A 24,777-nucleotide genomic window follows, 5' to 3' on the forward strand; every position below is an offset into this window, starting at 1 on the left:
GCCACGCCCGGCCTTGTCATGGGGGCGATCACCGCCGGGGGGACCGCTGCCGCCCCAGCCGCGCGAGTGGCTCGGCTGATCCAGATCTACCGTGCGGCGGAGCGAAGATTGACAGGTTTGCAGAGGGGCGGTTTCCGGGGTATCACTCCGCGCTGAAACCTGTTGCACGACGGAACGCCTCTGGCCCGTGAGCGTTGCCCTTGCGCAGCCAATTTGCGCAGCCAGAGGTTCATTCATGCAGATCCGCATCGACGTCGACATGCACTACCGCTTTGCCAAGCCCGACACGCTGTTGCTTGCCTTCGAGGCCGCGAAAAGCCCCGGTCAGCGGGTGCTCGAGGCGCATCTTGATCTGGGCGATGCCGAGCTGCACCGGTTCGACGGCGATTCCGGCATTGGCGAGCGGATCTGGGCGCGCATCCCCGGCAAGGACATGACCCTTAGCTACAAGGCGCTGGTTGCGATCGACCGCCCGCCGCTTGATCCATCTGCACTGGAACAGGTGCCGCTGCACCGCATTCCCGGCGATGTCGCGCCCTACCTGCGCCCGTCGCGCTATTGTCAGTCGGACAAATTCACCGCCTTTGTTGCCAAGCGCTTTGGTGACCGTTCGGGCGGTGCCAAGGTGGCGGCGATCCGCGAGTGGATCGAGGCAGAGCTGACCTATGTGCCCGGCGCCTCGGATGCGGACACCAATGTGCTGGAAACCTTTGCCGGGCGCGAGGGCGTGTGCCGGGATTACGCGCATCTGATGTGTTCGATGGTGCGGGCCGCCGGGATTCCGGCGCGGATGGCGGCGGTCTACAGCCCCGGCGTGACGCCTTCGGATTTTCACGCCGTGGCCGAGGTCTGGCTCAGCGACGGCTGGCATCTCGTCGATGCGACCGGCATGGCCTCGGCCGATGATACCGCGCTGATCGCCGTGGGCCGTGACGCTTATGACATCGCCTTCATGGATTCCGTCGGGCCTGCCGAGCTGGTCTCGCTCTCGGTTAAGGTCAAGGCGGCGTAGAAAGACACGCGGCACCCAAAGGCGGGATGTCGCCGAGCGCCGCCTCCGTGAGCGGTGGAATCGTTGACCTGTTAACCATTTCGTCGCAGCATCCAAGGTACGGAATGGCTCGCGCCAGTCTTGGGGTGCAGGTTGCGCCGTGGCGGTGGCCTCTGCATTCGAACCGGGTAGGAGTACAGGCATGTACGGTACCGGGCGCCTGCGTGGTTTTTTTCTAGGTGCCGCAACACGACCGCCGACAACAGGCCCCGCGCCGTGGCGCGCCGGCAAAGAGATCCTTGCGCGATGATGGCGCCGGATCGCGGTCGCTTGCGCAGTGACATTCAGGGGCTACGCGCGCTTGCGGTGGTTCTGGTGGTGCTCGACCATGTCTTCGGCTTTCCGTCCGGTGGGTTTGTCGGCGTCGATGTCTTCTTTGTCATATCGGGATACCTGATCACCGCGCATCTTCTGCGCGAGATCGAGGCGACCGGCACGGTGTCGATCCTTGGCTTTTACGCCAAGCGGGTGCGGCGGATCCTGCCGGTGGCGCTTTTGGTGGCGGCGGTGACGGTGCTGGCGGCCTTCGTGCTGTGGTTTCCGCCGCGCGCCGTGCAGGTGTTGCTGGACGGGCTGAGCGCCATCGGCTTCGTCGCCAATATCCATTTCATGGCGCTGGGGACCGATTACCTGTCGCATGATGCGGCGGTCTCGCCGTTTCAGCATTACTGGTCGCTGTCGATCGAAGAACAGTTCTATGCGCTCTGGCCGATCCTGCTGCTTGGGGTGATGCTGCTGCCGGGCGGGCGGGGCCTGCGCATCGGGCTTGTGGCGCTGTTGGCGGCGGCGAGCCTTGGCTGGGGGCTGTATCGGTCCATCGGCGCGCCCGCCATGGCCTATTTCGACACCGGCGTGCGCGCGTGGGAACTGCTGGCCGGGGCGCTGCTGGCGATGGCCGGGCCGTGGCGGCTTGGCCCGCGCCTGCGTCGCTGGGGGAGGTATTGCGGTCTGGGGCTGATCCTTGGCTCTGCCATCCTGCTCGGCGCATCGTGGATCATCCCGGTGCCGGCGGTGCTGCCGGCGGTGATTGGCGCGGTGCTGGTTCTGGGCGCTGACGCCCCGGCGGGGCCGCGTTCGGTGCTGGGCAACCCGCTGTCGCGCTGGCTGGGCGATATCTCTTACAGCCTGTATCTGTGGCATTTCCCGGTTCTGGTGCTGGCGCAGGCGCAGTTCGGCACGGGGCTGGTCGTGGCGCTGGTCACGCTGCCGCTGATGCTTGGGCTGTCGTGGCTCAGCTATCGCTACGTCGAGCGCGCGGTGCTCGACAGCCGCTTCCTGAGGCCGGGGCAGGGGCGCTGGACGCGCCCCGCCGAGCTGGCGCTGGGGGTCGCGGTGCTGGGAGCCATTGCGGGGCTGTCCATCGTTCAGCTGCAGGGCCACGCCGCTGTGCGCTCGGCGGGGCCGTGGATGAAGCTGCTGGATCGACCGGTCGACTTCGCTACGGTGGACAAGGCGATGTCGCAGGAAGAACGCCAGCAGGATATCGGCGACGCGCTGGCCGCGCAGCGCTGGCCCGGAGGCATCACGCCGCAGCTCGCGCAGCTGTCCGACGCGGATTTCGCCGATGCGATGTTCGCCTGTCGCCAGAACCCGCTGTGGAAGGCACCGCGGCGGGTCTGTCGTTATACCCATGGCGACACCCCCGTGGCGGTGATCGGCGATTCCATCGCCGCCAGCTGGGTGCCGGCGATTTCCGCCATCGGGCAGGACAGGGGCTGGGACGTGGCGGCGCTGGCCTATTCCAATTGCTCGCTGTTTGATACCGACGTGACCGACGCCCACGCGACCCCCGGCTTTCGCGAGGCCTGCAAACAGCGGCGCGCCGAAATGTTCGCCTTTCTCGACGCGCTGAAACCCTCGATCGTCTTCTTGTCGGCCTCGGAATCGGCGCTGACCTTTACGGGGCAGGAACTCGACACCGCCGCCGAACTCTGGAAGCTCGGGGCAGAGCGGACCTTTTCCCGCCTCGCAGAGGTCGAGCAGCTGGTTGTGCTGCAAGACCCGCCCTGGGGCGCCAGCCCCGCCGACTGCGCCACGCGCTTCTCGCCGCCCGAAAGCTGCGTGGTGCCGGTTTCGGCGCGCCACAAGGCCAAGGCAGAGGCGGAATCGGCGGTGGCGGACACCTTCGACAACGTCACCTATGTCCCGACGCGCGACTGGTTCTGCGCGCATGGCAAATGCCCGCTGTTTGCCTCGCGCCAACTGACGCGGGTGGACCGGATGCACCTGACAGCCGCCACGGCCTACGCGCTGTCCGACCTGATCGCAGAGGGGCTGGATCACGATCCGTAAGCAACGGAGCCCCGATCCGGCAGAAGATCGCGCGTTGGAGGCTGGCGAAGATGCTCTGCGGACTGCAGCGCCTGAACGCGACGATCCACCGCGAGACCAAACCGAACGGGTTCGTTGACGAAAGTCTGCCCGGATGTGATGGCTATGACGGGTCGGCGAGCCATCTTGAGGCCGCCAGCCTCGGGGCAGCGCAAGAGCCAAACGCCGAAATTCGACCGCGATGTCCGTCTCCAGTTCCGCCCTGACGACGCTACCCTTCGCCGGGAGTTTAGCACGCGGGAGGGGCTTTGTCGCACAAATCGGGTGAAGGGTGTTCTTTCCCTTTCTTCAGAGGGATTTAGCCCGCGGGCACGGCGACAGCTATGCCAAGCGCAGAATAGCGCTTGAGCGCGGCGATACGGATCTGGATGTCCGCTGCCTAGCGGTTGAAGTCCCGTGCCCTGAGGCGTTATCCCATCCGTTCCCGGCAGAGCCTCCACTGAGGGACTAGGACGCAGGACGCGCATTGCAAAGCAATGTCACGACAGGTTTGGTCTCGACGCGGCTTCGGCGTGGGCATCGGCTCCAACGTCGCCAGAGTGCGCGCCTCAGGTATCGTGAGGCATTGATGGTTTCCTTTCGAGCGATCGCTGCTAATAGGCTGCCACGGCTTGGCAGTCTTGCGCGGCGGAAGGGCCGCGTGAGCGCCGCATGCGCCGATTTCATCATGGCATTTACCGCCTGTCGTCACTGATGAGGTGCGATCTTGGCCAGGAACTCGGGTAACATCGCGGCGTCACAACCGTTGCCCGTTGTGATCTCCCCTATCGGCAGATTTGCCATGCAAATCTCCTGCCGGGCCGTGGACAGCCCGAACCTCAGGCGTTTCTTCATCCGCTCTCGGGACATTCCTTTGGAATACCCTGTCGGGCAGTGGTCAGAAAGCTCTGGATCGCGGCATCGCTGAACTTGCATTGGCGAGCACGCCTGCCGGTCGGCGGCGGTGGCCAAGGTCATCTCAGGCTCAAAGCAACCTCTCACACATGTAAGCAAGTGCTGCCGGTCAAGGGATCGCCAACGAACCGCGCTGCTTCAAGCGGTGATTGCAAGACGCCCACTGCGTGGTTCTGTATGCCGTGAGGGGCCAACGGCTCATGCCTTCCAGCTGTCTTGCTGGCTTCACGCAGTGACTCCCTGACGGGATTTATGCAAAACGGCCAATCTGCCTTCCCACCGGAAGGGCGCTGACAGCCGACTCGACGCGCCGGTCCCACGGGAAGCGGCGGCGAGGCGCTACACAGATCCCGAAGGCGCTGCCCCCCCCCTGAGACCGGCTGCGGCGGAGGCAGGCGCCATCCCTGAACCTGCTCGGGCGGAGATCTGCCCGGGCAGGGGCGGGAATCTGCGATATAGTTTCATTTTCCACCTTCTCCCATCTTGCTCAGAGCCGCCAGCTTGCCCATGGTTCGCGCACGTCGCGTCAGGATCGGTCAGACCTCTGGCGCGCAACTGATGTCTGGGAGGACAACCATGATCAGAACCTTCGGGCTCGGCGCATTGATCGCCGGCAGCCTCGCCGTCACCGCACCCGCTGCGATGGCTACCGAATTTGTCAACGTGCTCACCGGCGGCACCTCGGGCGTGTACTACCCGCTCGGCGTTGCAATTGCCGACATCTATGCCAAGAATATCCCTGACGCGCGCGCGCAGGTGCAATCGACCAAGGCGTCGGTCGAGAACCTGAACCTGCTACAGCAGGGCCGCGGCGAAATCGGCTTCGCGCTCGGCGACTCTGTAAAGGACGCCTATGAGGGCAACGCCGAAGTTGGCTTCTCCAAGCCCCTCGACAAGCTGCGCAGCATCGCCGCGATCTACCCGAACTACATCCAGATCGCTGCCTCGGCCGACGCCGGCGTGATCACCGCGGCGGAACTGGCTGGTAAGTCGGTCTCGGTCGGCGCCGCAAAGTCCGGCACCGAGGTCAACGCCCGCAAGATCCTCGGCGCGCTCGACATGACCTACGACGATCTGGGAAAGGTCGAATACCTGCCCTTCGCGGAATCGGTCGAACTGATGAAGAACCGCCAGCTTGACGCCACCCTGCAAAGCTCGGGCCTCGGCTCGGCGGCTCTGAAGGACCTGTCGTCGACGCAGGACGTCACCTACGTGTCGATCCCCGAGGACGTGGCCGGTAAACTTGGTGCGCCCTACGCGGCAGGCATCATCCCGGCAGGCACCTACCCGGGTCAGGACGAGGACATCTCGACGCTGACGATCACCAACATTCTGGTGACCAGCAGCGACGTGTCCGACGAGCTGGCCTACCAGATGACCAAGCTGCTGTTCGAAAACCTCGACCAGCTCAAGGCGGCGCATGCGGCTGCGGGCGCCATCGACATTCAGAACGCGATCAAGAACTCGCCGATTCCGATGCATCCGGGCGCCGAGAAGTACTACAAGGAACAGGGCCTGCTTTAAGCAGCCCAGTGCGGCGGCCCGGCTTCGGCCGGGCGGCTTGCACGACAGGAGGACGACATGACCGGACAAAATGCGGCTGAGCACGGCCGGGCCGAGGAACTGGCCGAACTGCACGACCCGCTGGCCTCGAGCTTTCCGCAGAGCCTGACCGGGCGCTTTCTCTTCTGGTTGGCAGTGGCCTTCTCACTCTATCAGATTTCCATCGCCGCCCACGTCATCGACCTGCCCAGCCAGGTGATGCGCGCGGTGCACGTCGGCTTCCTGCTGGCGCTCGGCTTCCCGCTGCTGGCGCTCGGCCGCGGCTTTAAGACACCGCTGCGGACGTTTTGCTGGTTGCTCGCCGCCGCCGGTGTCGCCGTCGCCGCCTACCAGTGGATCGAATACACGCCGCTGCTGTTCCGCGCCGGTGACCCCAACACCGCCGACCTCGTCTTTGGCTGTGTTGCGATCTTTACGGTCTTCGTCGCCGCCTGGATGCTCATGGGCCCGGCCCTGCCGATCATCTGCGGCCTGTTCCTAGCCTATGCGCTGTTCGGGCAGTATCTGCCTTCGCCGTTCAACCACCGTGGCTACGCCTTTGAACAGGTGGTGGAACAGATCGCCTATGGCACCGAGGGGATCTACGGCATCCCCACCTATGTCTCGGCGACCTATATCTTTCTCTTCATCCTGTTCGGCTCGTTCCTCGAGAAGGCGGGGATGATCAAGCTTTTCACCGACGTCTCGCTTGGGCTCGTCGGGCACCGCATGGGCGGCGCCGCCAAGGTGTCGGTTCTGTCCTCGGGACTGATGGGCACGATCTCGGGCTCGGGCGTGGCCAACGTCGTCACCACCGGCCAGTTCACCATCCCGCTGATGAAGCGCTTCGGCTACCGATCCGCCTTTGCTGGCGGCGTCGAGGCGACAGCGTCGATGGGCGGACAGATCATGCCGCCGGTGATGGGGGCCGTCGCCTTCATCATGGCCGAGACGCTTGGCGTGCAATACATCGAAGTGGTCAGGGCTGCGCTGGTTCCGGCGATCCTCTACTTCGCCGGTGCCTTCTGGATGGTGCACCTCGAGGCAGGCAAGCGTGACCTGCGCGGTCTCTCGGCCGAAGAGATGCCTTCGGCGCGCAAGGCCCTGAAGGAAGGCTGGTACCTGATCCTACCGCTGGCCGTGCTGGTCTGGCTGCTGTTCTCGGGGTATACGCCGCTCTTTGCGGGCACCATCGGGCTTGCCCTTACCGGCATGCTGATCCTTGGGACGGCCATCGCCATGGGCCTGCCGTCGATGGCGGTGCGGGTGGTCTTCTGGATCGTCCTCGGCCTTTGCGCCTCGGCCTTCTTCAAGTTCGGCATCCACGCCATCCTGCTGGTTGTCGCCCTGCTCATCGCCGCCTGCGCCGCGTTCAAGGGCGGCCGCGCGACGCTTGCGGTCTGCCGCGACAGCCTCGCCGATGGCGCCAAGACGGCTGTGCCGGTCGGCATCGCCTGCGCCCTCGTTGGCGTAATCATCGGCGTCATGACCCTGACCGGCGGGGCCAACGCCTTTGGCCAGTTCATCGTTTCGGTGGGCCAGAACAGCCTGTTCCTGAGCCTCGTGCTGACCATGTTCACCTGCATCATCCTTGGCATGGGCATCCCGACGATCCCGAACTACATCATCACCTCGTCGATCGCCGGCCCGGCGCTGCTGGAACTCGGCGTGCCGCTGATCGTCAGCCACATGTTCGTGTTCTACTTCGGCATTCTCGCCGACCTGACGCCGCCGGTCGCGCTGGCCTGCTTTGCCGCCGCGCCCATTGCCAAGGAAAGCGGGCTCAGGATCAGCTTCGAAGCCATCAAGGTCGCGGCGGCCGGTTTCGTGGTGCCCTTCATGGCGGTCTACACCCCCGCCCTGATGCTGCAGGACGGCGGCGCGCTGGCGGAAGCCATCGGCTACTGGCCTGCGGTTGCCTACATCGTGCTGAAGGCGCTGATCGCGCTTGCGCTCTGGGGTGCCTGCGTCATCGGCTGGCTGGGTCGTCCGCTGGCGATCTGGGAGCGGATCATTGCCGTGGTCGCTGCCTTCACGCTCGTCGCGGCGCTGCCGATCACCGACGAGATCGGCTTTGCCCTTGTGGTGGTCTTCGGACTGCTGCTGTGGCGGCGCAAGGCCCCGGTGTCGGCATGACCGGCTGCCTGATGGCGGGGGCGATGATGCTCGCCCTTGCCGAGGGCAGCAGCTTCACGCTGGAGTGGACCCACTCAGTCGAGCGCGAGCAATGGCGCGAGACATGGGAAGTTACCGAAGACCGTCGCCTCCACCTCACCGAGGCGGCGGTCAAAGGCTCGGGCGCGGGCATGGAGCCCGGCGCAGGCGGCCATTTCGAGAACGGCTGGTGGGTCTGGGCGCCGGATCTGCCGCCGGTGCCGACGCTGAGCCTTGCCGCATCCGGCAAGACCCCCTCGGCATGGACCGTTTGCGCCAAGGAGTGCACCGAACTTGGCGCAAGCCCGAGACAGCCGGTGCAACTTGCCCCTTGCCCTGACGCAGGCTGATGTCCCCGCACCGCGCCCTTTTGCCCCGCATCCGCGCTGTCTGGCGGCTGCGTCTGTTGCTGGTGAGCCTCGGGGCGCTGCTCTGTGGCGCGCTGGCCTGGCAACTGGTGATGGCCGAACTGCGGCACGGGCTGGAACAGGGGCTTCTGGTCAGCCACCGCGCCCTGCAAGCCGAATTCGACCGTTTCCGCTACCTGCCGCGCGTCGCCGGCGAGGATGCACGCATCCACAGCGCCCTCGACAATCCGGCGGACCCGGTGGCGATCGACGCCGCCAACCGCTATCTCGAGAAGATCGCCACGCAGACCGGCTCGGGGCGGCTTTATCTGCTGAACGATGCCGGGGTGACCATCGCCTCGTCGAATTGGAACGAGCCTGACAGCTACGTTGGCCACGACTACAGCTTTCGCCCCTATTTCACCGATGCCCGCGTCACCGGCAATGGCGCTGTCTACGCCATCGGCGTGACGACCGGCGAGCCGGGCTACTTCATCTCGGCCCGCGTCGATGACCCCGGCCTTGGGGTGCAAGGGGTGATGGTGGTGAAGATCGATCTGCGACCGCTGGAACGGGCCTGGGCCGAGACTGGCCAACATATCGCCGTCACCGACAAGGACGAGGTGGTGTTTCTCTCCTCGATCGCGGGCTGGCGCTACAGGCCGCTGAGGCCGCTGCCCGAAGACGCCCTTGCCCGGATCGCATCCTCGCAGCTTTATGTCGCGGCCGATCTCAGGGCTGCCGAGCCACTTCTGCCCAAGGGCTCGGAGCTGCCGATCGACGGCGGGCGCCGCGCCACCACGCTGCGCGGCACGCCGTTCGAGAACGGCTGGCGGCTGCTTGCTGCCACGCCGATCTGGCCGGCGCGCGGGGCCGCCATGGCCACCACTGCGCTGGTGCTGCTGGCCGGGCTGCTCGGACTCGGACTGGCCGAGATGCGACGTCACCGCCAGCGGCTCATCGCGCTGCGCCTGCGCCAGACCGAAGTGATGGAGCGCAAGGTGCGCCAGCGTACCGCTGAGCTTGCGCGCGAGATAGATGCGCGCCGTCAGGTCGAGGACGATCTGCGCGCCACGCAGGCGACGCTGGTGCATTCCGAGAAGATGGCCGCGCTTGGGCGCATGTCCGCCGCCATCGTCCACGAGGTGAGCCAGCCGCTTGCCGCGATGGAGGCGACGCTGACCGCCGCCGAGTTCGGGCTATCACGTGCGCCGGAGCAGACCGCCGCACGGCTGCAATCGGCGCGCGGACTGATCCGCCGGATGCAGCGGATGACCAAGCATCTGAAGAATTTCTCGCGCCGTGAAGCGGCGCCGCTATCGTCGGTTGCGGTGGCCAGTGTCGCCCGCTCGGCGCTGGCGCTGGCCGAGCCGCGCGCCGATGCGGTGGGCGTGCAATTGCGCTTTGTGTCGCCGGGAATCGACCCGGTGGTAAAAGCCGGTCAGGCCCGGCTCGAACAGGTGCTGGTGAATCTGCTGCACAATGCCATCGAGGCTGTCGAGCCGGGCCACGGCGAGGTGACGCTGTCGATCGAGAGCCGCAGCGATGAGGTTGTCCTGCTGGTAAGCGACAACGGCCCCGGCATTGCCCCCGACGTGCTGCCGCGGATCACAGAGCCCTTCTTCTCGACCAAGGTCGGCGGCGAGAAACTCGGCCTCGGGCTTGCGATCAGCTTCGAGGTGGTCCAGCAGTTCGGCGGGCGGCTCGACATCCGCTCGGCCCCCGGCAAGGGAGCCGAGGTGTCGGTGATCCTGCCGCAGCTGGCAAGTGACGACACGCAGGAGGCCGCCGAATGATCCCGCTGATCCACGTGGTCGAGGACGACCGGGACCACCGTCTTGCGCTTTGCGATCTGATCGAGGCCGCCGGCTACCGCGCCGAGCCCTTCGCTGGCGGCAGCGAGGCGCTGGCGGCAACCAGCCGTCCCGACCTTATCCTGACCGACCTGCGCATGCCCGGAATGGATGGCCAAGCGCTGCTTGAGGCGGCGCGCGAGCGCGATCCAGACTGCCCGGTGGTGCTGATCTCGGGTCATGGCGATCTGGCGCAAGCGGTACAGGCGATGCGCGGCGGGGCCGAGGATTTCCTCGAAAAGCCCTATGACGGCATGCACCTTCTGAGCGTGATCGAGCGCAGCCTGCGCAGCCGCGCCGCGCGCGCAGAGATCGGCCGGTTGCAGGACCGCATCGCCCGCCGCGACGAGGGCGGGCTGCTGGGGCAATCGGCTGCGATGTCTGCCCTGCGCGCGCGCATCGCCGCCATCGGCCCTACCGATCTTGACGTGGTGATCACCGGCGAGACCGGCACCGGCAAGGAGCTCGTCGCCCACGCGCTGCACGAGGCCAGCGCCCGCGCCGCCGGACCCTTCGTCGCGGTGAACTGCGCCGCGCTGCCCGAGAGCCTGTTCGAGATCGAGATCTTCGGCCATGTTGCGGGCGCCTTTCCGGGCGCGCAGGACAAGCCGGGCAAGCTCGAGGCAGCCTCGGGCGGGACGCTGATGCTCGACGAGGTCGAGGCCATGCCACCCGCCATCCAGCCCAAGCTGCTGCGCGCGCTGCAGGAGCGCATGGTGGAACGGCTGGGCGAGAACCGGCTGCGCCCGCTCGATCTGCGCATCATCGCCACGTCCAAGGCCGACCTGCGCCCGCTTACCCTTGACGGCAGCTTCCGCGCCGATCTCTTTTACCGCCTCGCCGGGACCGAGATCGCGGTCGAGCCGCTGCGCGCGCTCGGCGACGACATCGTGCTGCTGTTCAGCCATTACGCCGGGCTTGCCGCAGCACGCTACGGGCGCGAGATGCCGCAGCCGTCCTACGCGCTGAAACAGCGCCTGCTGCGCCGTCCCTGGCCCGGCAACGTGCGCGAGCTCAAGGCTTTGGCCGAGCGCTTTGCCCTTGGGATTGACATCCCCGAGGACACCGCCGCCCCGCTCACCGAGCCGGAAGGCCTCGCTGAGCGGGTCGCTGCCTTTGAGGCGCGCGAGATCCGCCTCACGCTCGAGCGCTGCCGCGGCAATACCGAGCGCACCGCAAAGGCGCTCGGTATTGCCCGGCGCACGCTGAACGACAAGATCAGCCGCTACGGGATCCGCGTCTGAGCCCTGCGCGCTGAAGGCTTGCCGTTGGGCCCTTTCATTGGCGCTGCCCGCAGCGTAACCGAATGAGGCTTTCAGCATCGTTTCAAACGCATTGCCACGATATGGCGGGTGTGACCCGGAAAAGACCTGATCACGCACATACCGCAGACAGCGACACGATCTTTCGTTGATAGCAGCGCGAAAGGGTCAATCGCGTCGGTCAAGCTGGTGTAACCTGCGAGATGTCCCGAGGGCAGGATGTGGCGGCTTTCAGGGTCGTCTATCGTCTTACCCATCGCTACGTTTCCCTTGTAGCATGAGCAGGTTTTCACTGGGTCGGTGCACTCAAGCGCTCCTCCAGCTCAGTGCCGCGGCGCTGGTCTGGCCGAACTTGTCGGTGATCAATGGGGTCGCCGTCGCGGCCGGAATGATTTTCGTGATACAGCCAACGGTGGCGCGATAGCCGCGCGCCTTAGCGGGCGATGATCGGTTGGTGTCCGCGCGCGCGCCATCTCTGGATGGCCCGCATGGTCCAGTCCGCGGTTTCGCCCGAACCTGCGAAGATCATCTCATCCGCAAGATCGAGCAGCCTGTCCTGCGCGCGCGCGATATTGGCGAGATAGGCCGCCGGATCCGCCTGCAGCTCCGTATCCGAAACATCGAGCGGGCGCAGGTCCATCCTGCGCACACTGTGACCTTTGTCGCGCAGGGCTTCGAGGGCTGCCGTCTGCCGCTTGAGCGATGCGCAGGCGGTGTTTACGTCAGCGCCCTTCGCCGCGAGCTGCTTTAGCGCGATTCTGTCCATCGTTCCCGGGCTGGCATCGCCAGAATGCGCAGGGTGCGACCCGTCCGGTCGAACCAGCGCGCGGCCAGTTCGACGGTGGCCAGCCGGTCGAATCCCGGCGCATTGGGCGTCAGAATCTCCAGATCACAAGCCTCGGCACCGGGCCGCCGCTTAAGGATCGTGTCCAGCGCCGCGCCGAGATCGACCGCCTCTGTCGCCAGCGGGCCGATGACGCCGATACGCAGCTGCATCCGCCAGCACGGCTGACGCGGGGCGGTCTCATGCAACTGCATCGAGAATGTCAGCGCTTCCTTGACGTTTCGCCTGTCCTTGGCGCGCTGGTCATCGGGCAGTTCGGCAAAGGGCACGATCAGCGGGTGACGCTTGTGCTCGGTGTCGCGCACCGGTGCGTGGCAATAGCCATCTGTTCGGCGCTCCGCGCACCAGCGGCCATGCTCGGCCATCGACAGCGTATCGATCAATTGCGTGTTCCCAAGCACGGCATTGCCCGCCGCAGAGGCCAGCCGCAGCCCTGCAATGCCGGCACCGGGCGGCGGCGCAAGCCCGGCCGCATAGAACAGCTCGATCGCCGAAAGAGCCGCCCGATAGCTGGCGCGGCGCGCCGTCTCGGAAAGGGCAGGCCATGCGTTCTTGGGGCTCGGCACGACATCCGGGGCATTGCGCGAGGTCTCGTGGACGCGGCGCGCCAGATCGTGGTGCAAATGTTCAAGCGCCTTGTCGGCATCGTCAAGGAAACGGCCACCGAACCGTACGATGCCTGCCGTCAGGTCGGAAACCTCTTCCGGAGCGACATGGGCCAGCAACCCGTGCCGCAGGTAGATGGGCGCCCGCAGTCCCAGGCGTTCGATCTGAAGCTGGCGCAGGCGCATCGCGATGCCGACGTTGCAGGTGTCATCGCCGGTCGACACGACGATAGCCGTCAGCGGCGTGTTGCGCTCGACCTCGAACAAGGCATTCGCGACGGCCGCGGCGCAGCATTGCATCGCATCCATTCCGAAAAAGAGAATGCATGGCCCATCAGGGCCGAAATCCGGATTGAGAGGGTCGGGACGTTCAACTCTCAGCCGTGCTTCCGCTCTGGCGGGATCGCAATCGACCACGGTGAGCATCGGCGCCTTTTGCGGCGGGTCGTGACAGCGCAGGACGATCTCTTCGGCAACGGCAAGATTGACGCTTCCCAGTCCGACCAGCACGATATGCACCCGGTCTTGCCCGCGCATCGCCGCCAGCGCCGTCGGCGCCATGCCTGTCACCAGCGAGCGTGCAATGGTTTAAGAGCGGGAAATCAGCGATGCATGGGCCAGATCCGGCGTCAGCAGGCCGAGGTCGCGCGCCACGGATTTGTCCTCGACCCGCAATGTCAGGCGCAGGTTCCTGCGGCGGCGGGCCTTGGTTGTGCCAAGCCAGTTTCGCGCGCGCTCGACATTGATCATCGAATCCCTGTCGCCAAAGACGACCCTGGCAGGTCGCCCCAGGCTCCAGCCCGTCGCTGTTCCCCCACGCATTCCGTCGGGGATGCGCAACACGCGAAGGTCACTGCGGTTTGCGCTTTGTCGTTCCAGCTTCTCCGTCGTGTCGAAGGCCGTCGTGCGCGCAGTATGCGCCGCGTGATCGACGGCAAAATCCGAAACGCCGACGACAACAGTATGAGCGCGCCGGAACCCGGCAAGCATTCGCGTCAGCGTGTCCCTCAGCAGGGTGGCCACGATGGCGAGCAAGGCCGAAATCGTCGCCGCGAGCCCGGTGAACCGGGCCGTCTGGATCCATGGATTATTTGCAGCGGCGTTCGCAGGCCCCGGAAGATAGGACCCGTCTCCGAAGAAGGCGAGAATCGTGTTGTAAAGGACGTGCCCCCACATGGGGGCACCCGCCGCATCCCGGTGAACCCCGCTCCATCCCGCGATCCCGAAAGCGACGGTGAGGAACACCAGAGCCGTCGGCAGCGCGACGGAGAGGCCACGGCGAAATCTCATGACGTCATGATCCGGGCCCACGTCTTTTGCACCGACGCAATGTCATGTTCACTCACCAGGACGGAAACCGCCCGATGTTGCATCTACATCGCGACCCATGCCCCTAATCTTAGTGAAACGGCGGGGCAGCACTAGCCTTTTCTGAGGCCGCCCCGCCCGAGGGTTTTCAGAAGAAATCGGCCCGCACGTCCTCGAGGTCGCTCAGGCTCAGGCCTTCGATCAACACCGAACCATCTTCCCAGAACAACAACACCGAGTCAGCCTGCTCTTCGGCGAGGATATCGCGCGGGTCCATCCAGAATTCCAATTGATCATTCGCAAGCTCGAAACCTGCGATGAGGTCCGCCCCGGACCCGGTCGTGAACACGAAGACATCCGCCCCGCCGCCGCCGTTCAGCGTATCGTCGCCAGTCCCGCCCAGGATCCGGTCGTTGCCGTTGCCACCAGTCAGGCTGTCGTCACCGCCGCCGCCGTTCAGCGTGTCGTTGCCAGCCCCGCCCCAGACTGTATCGGCCCCAAAGGCGCCGCCTTGCGTGGAGTCGGTATACAGATCGTTGCCCGCGCCAAGAAACGCAAGATCGGTGCCATTGCCGCCTTCGATGCGATCATTGCCCCCCTCGCCATATAGCGTATCGCTGCCGCTGCCGCCGAGCAGCATGTCGGAACCCACGCCGCCGCGCAGCACATCGTTGCCGTTGCCGCCGGTCAGGCTGTCGTCACCATTGCCGCCTTCGACGCGATCATTGCCCCCCTCGCCATGCAGGGTATCGCTGCCGTTGCCGCCAACCAGAGTGTCGAGATCCACGCCGCCGCGCAGCAGATCGTCGCCGTCGGCGCCGACAAGGGAATCCCGGCCCGCCTGACCCAGCAGCAGATCGTCGCCGCCGCCGCCGTTGATCGTGTCGTTGCCGTTCCCGCCCCAGACGGTGTCCTGGCCATAAACCCCAGTCTGGGACGTGTCGGTGTAAAGATCATTGCCCTGTCCGAGCCATGCCGTGTCGGTGCCGAAGCCGCCGCGCACGGTGTCATTCCAGCCGCCCGCAATCAGCAGGTCGGCCTCTGATCCCCCTTCCAACAGGTCGGCCCCATCGCCGCCGATCAGCGTATCGGCCCCCGCTTCTCCGTACAGGGCATCGTTGCCGGTTCCGCCATTCAGACTGTCATTTCCAAGCTCGCCGTGGACAAGGTCTACCCCTCCGCCGGTCGAGATGGTGTCATTGCCAGCCCCGCCCCAGACGGTGTCGGCGCCATCAGCGGTGGACTGCTCGGTGTCGGAATAGACATCGTGCCCGGTACCAAGGAACGACCTGTCGCGACCGTCGCCGCCCCAGATCGTGTCATCGCCCTCGTCGCCCCAGATGCGATCATGCGCGCTGCCGCCCGAAAGCGCGTCGGCGCCGAAGCCGCCGCTCAGGCTGTCATTGCCACCGCCGCCGTGCAGCGTGTCGTCTCCGGCTTCGCCCCAGAGCACGTCGCCCTGCGTGCCGCCGTCAAGCATGTCATCGCCGTCGCCACCTTGAAGAGTGTCGCTGTCTTGTCCGCCCGCAATGACATCATTGCCGTCTTCGCCGCGCAGCAGATCGGCGCCGCCAGCACCATTGATGGTATCCGCTCCGTCGCCGCCCCAGACCGTGTCCGCGCCGAATTCACCCTGTTGCGCCGCGTCGGTGAACAGGTCAGCCCCGTTGCCCAGAAAAACGTGATCCCGTCCGTTGCCAGCGTAGACTGTATCGTTGCCGTCACCGCCGAAGATCGTGTCATTCTGCGCGCCGCCGTCAAGCAGGTCATCACCCGATCCGCCCTCAAGGAAGTCATTGCCGGCAAAGCCCGACAACTGGTCGTCGCCGGCGTTTCCGACCAGCACGTTCCTGAAGCCGTCCCCTTCGATGGTGTCATTTCCGGCCCCGCCGGTGACATCCTCGAATCCCGCGATGGTATCGCCTTCCGCTTCGCCGCCCCGCACGACGTTTTCGCGCAAGTCGACGTAAACCCCGGTGCTGTCGGCGCTGTAAACCAGCGCGTCCACCCCGTTGCCGCCGCTCAGGGCATCGCCTCCCTCGCCACCTTCGAGGGTGTCGTTGCCCTCGCCCCCGGTCAGCACGTCATCGCCCCCACGGCCCATAAGCACATCGGAACCGCCGAAGCCCACAAAGGCGTTGTCGTCGTCATTGCCGCCGACCAAATCCGCATATTCGCTGGCCAGCACATCCTCGAGTTCCGACAGGATGTCCCCTTCGGCCAGCCCGCCCGAAGACGTGCCCGCGGCGAAATCGACGTTGATACCTTCGGCAGAGCTATAATAGTCGATCAGATCGCGCCCGTCTGCGCCGGTGATCGTGTCCGCGCCATCGGAGCCGAAGACAGTGTCGTCACCCTCGCCGCCATCAAGACTGTCCGCGCCAGCGCCGCTTGTCATCAGGTCTGCGCCAAGACCGCCGAGCAGGGTGTCGTCACCGTCGCCCCCATCCAGTGTATCCGCACCGTCGCCACCATTCAGGCTGTCATTGCCATCGCCGCCGGACAACGTGTCCATCCCCGCATCGCCATCGAGGCTGTCATCGCCCTGCCCACCAACAAGGCTGTCCGCACCCACGCCGCCATGCAGGGTATCATTGCCGTCCATCCCCAGAAGGGTGTCCGCCCCGAAGTTGCCGCGGATGCTGTCGTTACCGGCACCGCCATCAACGAAGTCGTCGATCAATCGATTGTGGTAGCCGTTTTCCTGCGCGAGGCCCGCGAAACTGTCATCTCCGGCGTGAAGGACAATGTCTCCGTCTCCCGCGATCAGGGTGGACAGGCCGGACAAGTCGATCAGGTCCGAGGCATCTGTCCCCTCAAGGCGCATCAAGGTCGGGCTGGTTGCCATCCATTCGATGCCCTGCTCTGCCGAAAGATCCAGCCAAAAGATCTGGCCGTCGTCCAGATAGATGCTGTCGTTGCCCTCTGAGCCGTAAAAGACACTGTCCTCTGTCAGATGCGCCGTCGAGACATGGAACACATCGTCGCCGGCGCCGCCGGAATAGGTGTCGCCCCCGGCGCTGCTTTCGAACGTATCGTTGCCATTGCCCCCGATCAGCAGATCCGCGCCGCCTTGCCCATTCAGGGAGTCATCTCCGTCTCCGCCTTCCAACGTGTCCTGCCCTGCGCCGCCGGACAGGGCGTCATCCCCGGCGCCAGCAGACAGGAAATCGTCCCCCTCGCCGCCATCAACGCTGTCATCCGCCGATTGCCCCAGAAAGGTGTCATCCCCTGCCAGCAGGGACATCGAGCGCACAGCCACCTGCTGCAGGGCGCTGAAATCGAACAGGTTGTCCGCAGCCGTTCCGTCGATATCGACCGACGAGTGAAGCGCCTCGATCCCCATGGAAGGATCCAGATCCAGCCAGTCGACAGTCAATCGGTCGGACGACCCGTACCCCAGTGACAGGGAGTCGGTGCCATCGCCCCCCTGCAGCACCACGCCTGAGGGCGATCCAACCGATCCGCCGGTCAGATGAATCACATCGTCGCCCGCGCCGCCGTCGAGCGTATCAAGGCCACTGCCGTCATAAAGCTGGTCGCTGCCATCGCCGCCCGCAAGGCTGTCATTCCCCTCGCCGCCATAAAGGACATCGACACCCGCGCCACCCAGCAGCGTGTCGTCGCCATCGTCGCCGAATATCCGATCGAAACCGGCGCCGCCATTAATGCTGTCGTTCCCCGACCCACCGTCAATGCGATCATCAGCGCTACTTGCAAAGAAGGTGTCGTCACCGTCATACAGGTAGACGCTGAGCTCCCCGGCGTTTTCGAACCTGTTGTAGTACCATGTCACCAGATCGCGCACACCGCTGATGTCCAGCATGTCCGATCCTTCGGTGCCATACAGTATATTGGACTCAAAATGCACCGCCTCGATGTCCGTTCCGACACCAAGATCCAACTGCTGCAGCCGGTAATGATCCATTGACAGCGTGTCTTCACCTTCGCCGCCGATGAATAGGCGGGGGCCACCATAGGCAATGGGCCGCTCCGCAATAAGCAGGTCATCACCCGCTCCGCCATCAAGCGTGTCGGCGCCATAACCGCTGGCCAGCGTGTCGTTGCCGCCACCCCCAGACAGGCTGTCATTGCCGGCGCCCCCCTCCAGAAGGTCATCGCCGGTCAGGCCTTGCAAGGTGTCATCACCGGCCAGGCCGAAAAGGCTGTCGTCAAGATCCGAACCCACAATAAGCTCGGCTGCGTCGGTTCCATAAGTGCTAGGCAAAAGGTATTCCTTCAAATTCCTGATCGTGGCGTCGCCTTCACGAGCGATACGTGATGGATGTCACCGAGAAATGACTCGTCATTACTTATGGTTGCCAGATTATGGTCTGGTCAATGTTGCTATTTCCTTACTTGTCTATTTCCTCGTCGCGATGTGGCTTTGACGCGAGATCTGTCATTGCCCGTCGACAGGACGGCGCCAAGGTGCCGTGGAACTCTGGCGATCCCTCGACCGGCAGCACCTGCTTGCATGGGCAAGACGGTAAACTGGTCCGCTGACGAACTTGGACCGGACGAGCAGCGTCTTCCTGAACTCACGCAGGTCTGGATCATTCAGCCGGGGCGATGATCGAGGGCGGTCTCAGGGCAGTTCTGGTCGATAGGGCTGTCTCCCTGACCAGCTGCGCCGGGGCGTGAACCTTCGCCGCCCATGCGCCGCGGGGCACCTCGCAAATCTACGCCAAAAGCTCTCTTGCGGTCCCAGCGCCGGGCCGGGCGGTAGCCGCCACCGTTCCTTGCGCGACTGTTGCCGTGATGACCAACGCCGTCTCACGCTGCGCCATGGGGCAGGCGGCGCCTCCTGTCAGGCTTGTTGGGTGCCGCGCTCTGGACAGACGACAGCAAACCCAACGCGCTTGCTCAGATCAGCACGATGTCGTCGAGCAGGGTCTCGCTAGACGTGAGCCCGCTCAATGTAATCGAGTGACCTTCGTCCAGTCGTAAAACGAGCGTTCCGGACACAGTTTCGGAAAGCGCGTCCAGCCGTGTCTGCGTCAGATCGCCATTCCACAGCTCGCTATCGATCCGAAGTTCGTCGATACCAAGCTGGAAGTCCATGATTGTGTCGGAGTTGATCCGTTCCGAAAAGATGAAAACATCCTGGCCGGCACCGCCGCTCACGGTGTCATTCCCACCGCCCATCCGCAGCGTGTCATTCCCATTGCCGCCAAAGACCACGTCATCCCCGAACGCCACCTGGGCATTGTCGATCCAGATATCATTTCCATTGCCCAACGCGGCCTCGTCAGCGCCATTGCCACCGGTGATCGTATCATTCCCGTTGCCGCCAAACATGGTGTCATTCTGGGCTCCGCCGTCGAGCCGATCATTTCCCGCCCGGCCGAGCAAACGGTCATTCCCTTGCCCGCCAAACGCATGATCGTTGCCGCCGCCGCCGCTGACGGTATCAGCGCCCGCGTTTCCATGGATCGTATCATTTCCGTGCGCAGCAGCTTGTCCGTTGTCCAGGAACAGGTCCGCCCCGCCGCCAAGGTAGACAAGATCTGCGCCATTTCCTCCGACCACCCTGTCGTCTCCGTCGCCACCGCGCAGCGTGTCGTAGCCCGCCCCGCCAAGGATGGTATCGGCCCCTGCATTGCCTTCGATGCTGTCATTGCCGACACCACCATCGAGCCGGTCATTTGCGCCGCGGCCATATATCGTATCATTTCCTTGATTGCCGCGGATATCGTCGTTCCCCTGTCCGCCGTCCAGAAGATCATTGCCACCCAGTCCGGCAATTGTGTCCTCACCCGCCAAAGCGCGGATGATATCCCCGCCATCCGTGCCGGACAGCGAGTCCGCACCTGCGCTCGGTCCTGCTGCGCCATCGTCATTGGTGAACTCGGCCAGGTCCCGGCGCAGACTTTGCGTGAACAGGTCATTCTCGATGTCTAGCAGATAGTCGATGCCACCGTTGTCGAAATCGAGCATGACAGTGCCCGACGCGATGCTCTCATCGGAAAGCAGCCCCGGAATTTGGCTACCCCAGTCGGGGTAGAAAGATGTGATCATCACATCAGAAAAACTGCCGGGGGTGTACATGTCGACCCCGATCACCTTGACGCCATTGTCGCTGGCGTATTGCAGAACACCCCGCGTGGTTGCGCCTGCAGGGCTGACCAGGACATCAACGCCACCGTCGATCATTTCTGCCGCCAGTTCCGCCCCCCGGACAAGATCGTTCCACGCGGTCGGGGTATCGCCCGTCATCTCAATATCGACGATGACAGCCGGGTTCCCCGCTTCGGCTCCGGCTCGGTATGCCTCGGACGCAGCGATCAGCTGAAGTGTAGACATTCCGCCGATAAAGCCGATCCGCCCTGTCTCCGAGGCTTGTGCGGCCAGATATCCCGCTGCCTCGAGCATCGCCGAGAGGTCGAACTGATAGGAGGTTACATTCGTGCCGCTGGCCTGGCCGCCAATCGCGGCGAAGGAGACCGATGGAAATTGCGGAGCAACTTCTTCCACGGCTTCGTCGAAGCCAAAGCCAACCGTTAAGATCCGATCATACCCGCGGTGTGCGAAGCGCGTAAGAATAAGCTCCCTTTGGGCCTCGCTTTGGGTCTCGATGAAAACGTAAGAGCCGCCGGTTTCTTCGGCCCAAGCCGCGGCTGCGCTGTAGACGGCTTCATTGTAGCTTTCGTCAAACCTGCCGCCAAGATCGAAGGCGATTGCTGTATTCGGCATCTACCCAGCCCCTCCAATAAATCTGAAGACACGGGTGTATTCCAACGGAACAGTGGTCAGGGCGACCCATTCCGGCTGGTCTCGTCGACCAGTTGATTTGATGAAAAAAGTCATCTGAACAAAATACCTGCCAGTTACCAACTTGCTGATGCAGTCGCATCTCATGCGGGGGAATGCTACCAAAGCGCCCGATTTCCACCAAGAACGAAAAGCTCTTGGGAGCGGGAGGCCACGGGCGGCGTAAAGTGAATGCAACTGGACGCACAGGTGAGACATGGTGGCATGACCGACGCCCGCCTCTTTTGATGCCGCAGGTTCCTCGCGAACTACAGCCCGAACTTGCCCGTCCAGCGCCGGGCAGCCCTGTAGAAGACGCCGATGCCACGTTCGAGCAGCATCTTCCCGACCTCACGCAGGCTCAAAGCGAACCGCACTATCAGCCAGACCGCAACGGCGGGGTCTATCCGTTGCTCGTGGTCATCCATATTCTCGACGAGCGCTGGGGGGCTGAGGCGGATGCTTCGCGGTGTTTCCCTCGGTGAGCTGACGCGGCTAGCTGGCATAGGCCCGGAACCCTGAGACCATCAGCGTCCCGCCATCAGCAGGACGGCCGCGGCCAGCCCGGCGATGTGGTGCTGCCCCTCGGGCGCCGCTGGCGGATCGGGTGCTGCCCCGCCGCGTTCACGATGCGCCTTCTGGGTCGTCGTCCCAGCGTGGAAGCGGCGTGGCCACCGATGGGACCGGCTTGAGAAAGGCGTCGATTTCCATGGCATCAAGCACCTCCTTGCGCTCCAGCGCCTCGATCAGCGCACGGATCTGCTTTTCGTGGCGAGTGATGATGCCGCTCGCCAGCGCCTCGGCGTCTTTCAGAAGCGTCGTAACGGCCGCATCGACCCGCGCCGCTGTTTCATCCGCATATTCACGCGGCTGGGCAATGGCCTGACCCAGAAACGGGTGGTCCTCGCTCTGGCGAAGATCCACCGGGCCGATGTCCTCGCTCATGCCCCAGCGTGCGACCATGGATCGCGCCAGAGCGGTGGCGCGCTTGATGTCGTCATCGGCCCCGGAACTGGTGCTGCCGACCAGAAGCTTTTCCGCCGCCCGCCCGGCCAGCAGGATGGTCAGCTGGTTTCGCAGGTAATCCTCGGGCAGGGTGTGGTGCTCTTCGCGTTCCAGCATATGCGTGCTGCCAAGGCTGCGCCCACGCGGAATGATGGTCACCTTGTAAAGCGGATCGGCTCCCGGCGTGTAATAGGCCGCCGCCGTATGCCCGGCCTCGTGCACGGCCAGCCGGTGCTTTTCGTCGGGCCGGATCGCCAGGCTTCGCACCGTGCCCATGGTCACCTTGTCGCGCGCTTCCTGAAGATCCGCTTGCGTGATCGATGCGGCGCTGCGCCGCGCCGCCTGAATTGCGGCTTCGTTCAACAGGTTCTTCAGATCCGCCCCGGAAAAGCCGGGGGTGCCATCGGCGATCGCCTCCAGATCCGCCGGGTCGCTCAACGGAAGCGCCTTGGCATGGATCGTCAGGATCGCGTGCCGCGCCCGCCTGTCCGGCAAATTCAGCGTGACGTGCCGGTCAAAGCGACCGGGGCGCAACAGCGCGGCATCAAGGACATCCGGGCGGTTGGTTGCTGCCAGCACGACCACCGCCTCCTTGCCCTCGAAGCCGTCAAGTTCGGCGAGGATCTGGTTGAGCGTCTGTTCGCGCTCGTCATGCCCGCCGCCCAGACCGGTGCCACGGGTGCGCCCGATGCTGTCCAGCTCGTCGATGAAGATCACCGCCGGGGCGGCCTTGCGCGCTGCCTCGAACATCTTGCGAACCCGACCGGCGCCAACACCGACGAACACCTCGATGAACTCGGACCCCGAGGTGGAAAAGAACGGCACCTGCGCCTCGCCCGCCAAAGCCTTTGCCAGCAATGTCTTGCCGGTGCCCGGTGGTCCCATCAAAAGCACCCCGTGCGGCACCTCGGCGCCCACGCGCTGAAACCGTTCCGGATCACACAGGAAGTCGACCAGTTCGGACACCTCTTTCTTGGCCTGATCCTGCCCGGCAACATCGTCGAAGGTGGTACGAGACCGCGAGACGGTCGGCTTCGAGAACCGGCCACTGAACAGCCCGCCCAGACCTGCCGCGCCGGCTCCCCCGCCGATCTGGCCCATCAGCCGCCTCTGTAGCCACAGATACACGCCCAGGATCAGGATCCACGACAGCAGGTAGCTCAGAAGCGAGACGCCCTGCGGCTCTTTTGCCGTGATCTCGACGCCTTGCGCCTCGAGCAGGGGCAACAGTTCGGTATCGCCTTGGGCCGGTGTGACCGCGCGGTATTTCAGGTTCACGCCAGCGACGCCATCCTCGGCTGTCACCGTGATCGCGTGCTCTTCCAGCAGGGCCTGCCCGATCTCGCCATTGCGGATCATCTGTTTCAGGCTGCTGTAAGGAAGGAGCTGAACATCGGAAACCGTGTTGGTCAGGGACGCAAACACCAGCGCCGCAAGAAGCATCGCCCAAAGACCAAAAATGATCTTCTGCTTCTGGTCATCGGCATCTGGCGGCCCGGGGGGCGAAGCGTTTGACATGCGAAATCTTTCCTGAGGCGGCGGGCAGTGCGGTGCGGGGCTAGTCCCAGAGTTCCTGAACCGATTTGCGCATGGCGTGCTTGACCTGCTCGAACTCGCCCCATGATACATGTCGGCGCAGCAGGTCGATGACCGCCGCCACGGCCCGGTCGGGATCCTCCAGCGGCTCCTTGTGGAACCGCAAGGCGACCCGCGCGATCAGATCGCTCTTGTTGCGGGGCTTGACCGGTGTCTTCGAAGGGTTCCAGCCCTCGAAATACACGCCGCGCACCAGAACCGGCAGCTGCGCCGCCAGATCTGCGGCCTCATCGACGGTCAGAAAATCGCGGATGGCGTGCAGGGTCTCGTGCAGCAGCATATAGGCGCGCGGCTTCGGAAAGCCGAGATCATCGCAAAGTTCGTTCAGCCATTCGGCGAAAATCTGCGGCGCATGATCGAGCGTGGCGATACCGGTCGTGGACATGAGACACCTGTTGCTTGACTATCACTCTGGGCCATCATGGACGCTAACGTGACATGTCGCATTGATGACGATCAATTCCGCGACCGGGCTGAGCAGCCGGCCTGCCACTGAACGTTCATCCCGCGGCGCTTTGAGCCCTGTTCGTGTTCACCCCAACCGGCTCGGGTCGAGCAATCGCCCGACGCGCGAAGCTTTCATCTCGCGCAGCGGGGCGGGCGACGGTCCAGCCCTGAGCGCGAGCCAGTTGCGCTCAGGAACGCCTGATGATGTCCGGAATGCTATTTTGACGCGATGTTTGCGTCCATCAAATTTGACGACTTTGCAACTTTAGCTTGTAGCAGAAGCTCATCAAGAGCCAGCGGTCGCTTGGATGCCTCGCACCGGTGAGATCGCCGCCGGACCACGCCCGACTGGAGCCAACCGCCCGCCAGAACCGAGTGGCAGAGGATGTAGAGATGGCCGGTGACGAAGTTGCAGGACGCTACGGTGTCCTCGAACACGGGGCAGACATGCCACTCTGCATACAGGTCAGTCGCGGCCTCCTTCGAGCCCTTCAGGACGGTCATTTCCGCCATCGAAAGATCCCCGCAACACGGCAACTCTCCCAGCTTCTGAACCTTGGGATAAACACGATTTCACCCTTCTATCAAGAGCTTGACTCCCAAGCTGTGATCTATTCGGCGCAACGCTCGGGATGGTTCGTCAACGAGCAATTCAGCACTTTGCAGCTCGAAGAGGGCGCGCAGGCGGCCCATGTGCCGGGCGTGCGATGATGATGTCCCAACTGATGGTGTAGCTCACGACGGGCCTCGCGCTCACCGGCGGGCCGAGCTTGTCAGTCGCGCTG

15 protein-coding genes and 1 pseudogene are annotated in these 24,777 nt (G+C 64.5%); 8 read left to right on the top strand and 8 right to left on the bottom strand.

Annotated elements, in window-relative coordinates:
- The first annotated feature begins 235 nt into the window (after positions 1–235).
- Both Q4543_RS17180 and Q4543_RS17185 read left to right on the top strand, forming a co-directional pair.
- Positions 236–1,012, top strand: a complete 777-nt coding sequence (locus Q4543_RS17180; RefSeq protein WP_303440305.1) for a transglutaminase family protein — start codon at positions 236–238, stop codon at positions 1,010–1,012.
- Between the two features lie 285 nt (positions 1,013–1,297).
- Complete coding sequence (locus tag Q4543_RS17185) at positions 1,298–3,343, top strand: acyltransferase family protein (protein WP_303440308.1); 2,046 nt, start codon at positions 1,298–1,300, stop codon at positions 3,341–3,343.
- Positions 3,344–3,680: 337 nt separating this feature from the next.
- Here Q4543_RS17185 and Q4543_RS17190 read toward each other — a convergent pair.
- A pseudogene (locus tag Q4543_RS17190) lies at positions 3,681–4,478 on the bottom strand (hypothetical protein).
- 374 nt (positions 4,479–4,852) lie between these two features.
- On the opposite strand from Q4543_RS17190, the gene Q4543_RS17195 reads away from it, so the two are divergent.
- Genes Q4543_RS17195 through Q4543_RS17215 form a run of 5 tightly spaced genes read left to right on the top strand, consistent with a single transcriptional unit; the run spans position 4,853 to position 11,416 of the window.
- Complete coding sequence (locus Q4543_RS17195) at positions 4,853–5,800, top strand: TAXI family TRAP transporter solute-binding subunit (RefSeq protein WP_303440310.1); 948 nt, start codon at positions 4,853–4,855, stop codon at positions 5,798–5,800.
- A gap of 57 nt (positions 5,801–5,857) precedes the next feature.
- Positions 5,858–7,954: a TRAP transporter permease gene (locus Q4543_RS17200; RefSeq protein WP_216003297.1), complete on the top strand. Its 2,097-nt coding sequence runs from the start codon at positions 5,858–5,860 to the stop codon at positions 7,952–7,954.
- Positions 7,951–8,322, top strand: coding sequence for a DUF1850 domain-containing protein (locus Q4543_RS17205; protein ID WP_303440315.1), 372 nt, complete (start codon positions 7,951–7,953; stop codon positions 8,320–8,322). The genes Q4543_RS17200 and Q4543_RS17205 overlap by 4 nt, the downstream gene beginning before the upstream one ends.
- On the top strand, positions 8,322–10,115 hold the full coding sequence (locus tag Q4543_RS17210) for an ATP-binding protein (RefSeq protein WP_303440318.1): 1,794 nt from the start codon (positions 8,322–8,324) through the stop codon (positions 10,113–10,115). The genes Q4543_RS17205 and Q4543_RS17210 overlap by 1 nt, the downstream gene beginning before the upstream one ends.
- Positions 10,112–11,416 carry a sigma-54 dependent transcriptional regulator gene (locus Q4543_RS17215; protein WP_303440321.1) on the top strand — a complete coding sequence of 435 codons (1,305 nt, stop codon included), beginning with the start codon at positions 10,112–10,114 and terminating at the stop codon, positions 11,414–11,416. Before Q4543_RS17210 ends, Q4543_RS17215 begins: the two co-directional genes overlap by 4 nt.
- A gap of 451 nt (positions 11,417–11,867) precedes the next feature.
- Here Q4543_RS17215 and Q4543_RS17220 read toward each other — a convergent pair whose 3' ends face one another.
- The 7 genes from Q4543_RS17220 to Q4543_RS17250 all read right to left on the bottom strand — a co-directional run bounded on the left by Q4543_RS17220 (position 11,868) and on the right by Q4543_RS17250 (position 23,930).
- Entirely contained in the window at positions 11,868–12,200 is a 333-nt protein-coding gene (locus Q4543_RS17220; protein ID WP_303440324.1) for a hypothetical protein, read from the bottom strand.
- Positions 12,182–13,444, bottom strand: coding sequence for a RyR domain-containing protein (locus Q4543_RS17225; RefSeq protein ID WP_303440327.1), 1,263 nt, complete (start codon positions 13,442–13,444; stop codon positions 12,182–12,184). Before Q4543_RS17225 ends, Q4543_RS17220 begins: the two co-directional genes overlap by 19 nt.
- A 27-nt stretch (positions 13,445–13,471) precedes the next feature.
- Positions 13,472–14,173: a hypothetical protein gene (locus Q4543_RS17230; RefSeq protein WP_303440329.1), complete on the bottom strand. Its 702-nt coding sequence runs from the start codon at positions 14,171–14,173 to the stop codon at positions 13,472–13,474.
- Positions 14,174–14,339: 166 nt separating this feature from the next.
- Positions 14,340–18,419, bottom strand: a complete 4,080-nt coding sequence (locus Q4543_RS17235) for a calcium-binding protein (RefSeq protein ID WP_303440332.1) — start codon at positions 18,417–18,419, stop codon at positions 14,340–14,342.
- Positions 18,420–19,057: 638 nt separating this feature from the next.
- Positions 19,058–20,887: a BMP family ABC transporter substrate-binding protein gene (locus Q4543_RS17240; RefSeq protein WP_303440335.1), complete on the bottom strand. Its 1,830-nt coding sequence runs from the start codon at positions 20,885–20,887 to the stop codon at positions 19,058–19,060.
- A gap of 681 nt (positions 20,888–21,568) precedes the next feature.
- Positions 21,569–23,467, bottom strand: coding sequence for an ATP-dependent zinc metalloprotease FtsH (gene ftsH / locus Q4543_RS17245; protein ID WP_303440339.1), 1,899 nt, complete (start codon positions 23,465–23,467; stop codon positions 21,569–21,571).
- 40 nt (positions 23,468–23,507) lie between these two features.
- Positions 23,508–23,930 carry a DUF2267 domain-containing protein gene (locus tag Q4543_RS17250; protein ID WP_303440340.1) on the bottom strand — a complete coding sequence of 141 codons (423 nt, stop codon included), beginning with the start codon at positions 23,928–23,930 and terminating at the stop codon, positions 23,508–23,510.
- Positions 23,931–24,385: 455 nt separating this feature from the next.
- Between Q4543_RS17250 and Q4543_RS17255 the strand changes: the two genes are divergently transcribed.
- Positions 24,386–24,703 (top strand): hypothetical protein, encoded by a 318-nt coding sequence (locus tag Q4543_RS17255; RefSeq protein ID WP_303440342.1) that lies wholly within the window; start codon positions 24,386–24,388, stop codon positions 24,701–24,703.
- Positions 24,704–24,777: the final 74 nt, after the last annotated feature.

It is taken from the genome of Salipiger sp. 1_MG-2023, from assembly GCF_030547555.1.
Lineage (GTDB): Bacteria > Pseudomonadota > Alphaproteobacteria > Rhodobacterales > Rhodobacteraceae > Salipiger.

Bases quoted from the DNA above. Each gene is read 5' to 3' on its own strand.
- Q4543_RS17185 (WP_303440308.1), top strand. From the start codon at position 1,298: ATGATGGCGCCGGATCGCGGTCGCTTGCGCAGTGACATTCAGGGGCTA.
- Q4543_RS17255 (WP_303440342.1), top strand. From the start codon at position 24,386: ATGGCCGGTGACGAAGTTGCAGGACGCTACGGTGTCCTCGAACACGGG.
- Q4543_RS17220 (WP_303440324.1), bottom strand. From the start codon at position 12,200: ATGGACAGAATCGCGCTAAAGCAGCTCGCGGCGAAGGGCGCTGACGTA.
- Q4543_RS17225 (WP_303440327.1), bottom strand. From the start codon at position 13,444: ATGGCGCCGACGGCGCTGGCGGCGATGCGCGGGCAAGACCGGGTGCAT.
- Q4543_RS17230 (WP_303440329.1), bottom strand. From the start codon at position 14,173: ATGAGATTTCGCCGTGGCCTCTCCGTCGCGCTGCCGACGGCTCTGGTG.
- Q4543_RS17250 (WP_303440340.1), bottom strand. From the start codon at position 23,930: ATGTCCACGACCGGTATCGCCACGCTCGATCATGCGCCGCAGATTTTC.
- Q4543_RS17180 (WP_303440305.1), top strand. From the start codon at position 236: ATGCAGATCCGCATCGACGTCGACATGCACTACCGCTTTGCCAAGCCC.
- Q4543_RS17240 (WP_303440335.1), bottom strand. From the start codon at position 20,887: ATGCCGAATACAGCAATCGCCTTCGATCTTGGCGGCAGGTTTGACGAA.
- Q4543_RS17195 (WP_303440310.1), top strand. From the start codon at position 4,853: ATGATCAGAACCTTCGGGCTCGGCGCATTGATCGCCGGCAGCCTCGCC.
- Q4543_RS17215 (WP_303440321.1), top strand. From the start codon at position 10,112: ATGATCCCGCTGATCCACGTGGTCGAGGACGACCGGGACCACCGTCTT.
- Q4543_RS17210 (WP_303440318.1), top strand. From the start codon at position 8,322: ATGTCCCCGCACCGCGCCCTTTTGCCCCGCATCCGCGCTGTCTGGCGG.
- Q4543_RS17200 (WP_216003297.1), top strand. From the start codon at position 5,858: ATGACCGGACAAAATGCGGCTGAGCACGGCCGGGCCGAGGAACTGGCC.
- ftsH (WP_303440339.1), bottom strand. From the start codon at position 23,467: ATGTCAAACGCTTCGCCCCCCGGGCCGCCAGATGCCGATGACCAGAAG.
- Q4543_RS17205 (WP_303440315.1), top strand. From the start codon at position 7,951: ATGACCGGCTGCCTGATGGCGGGGGCGATGATGCTCGCCCTTGCCGAG.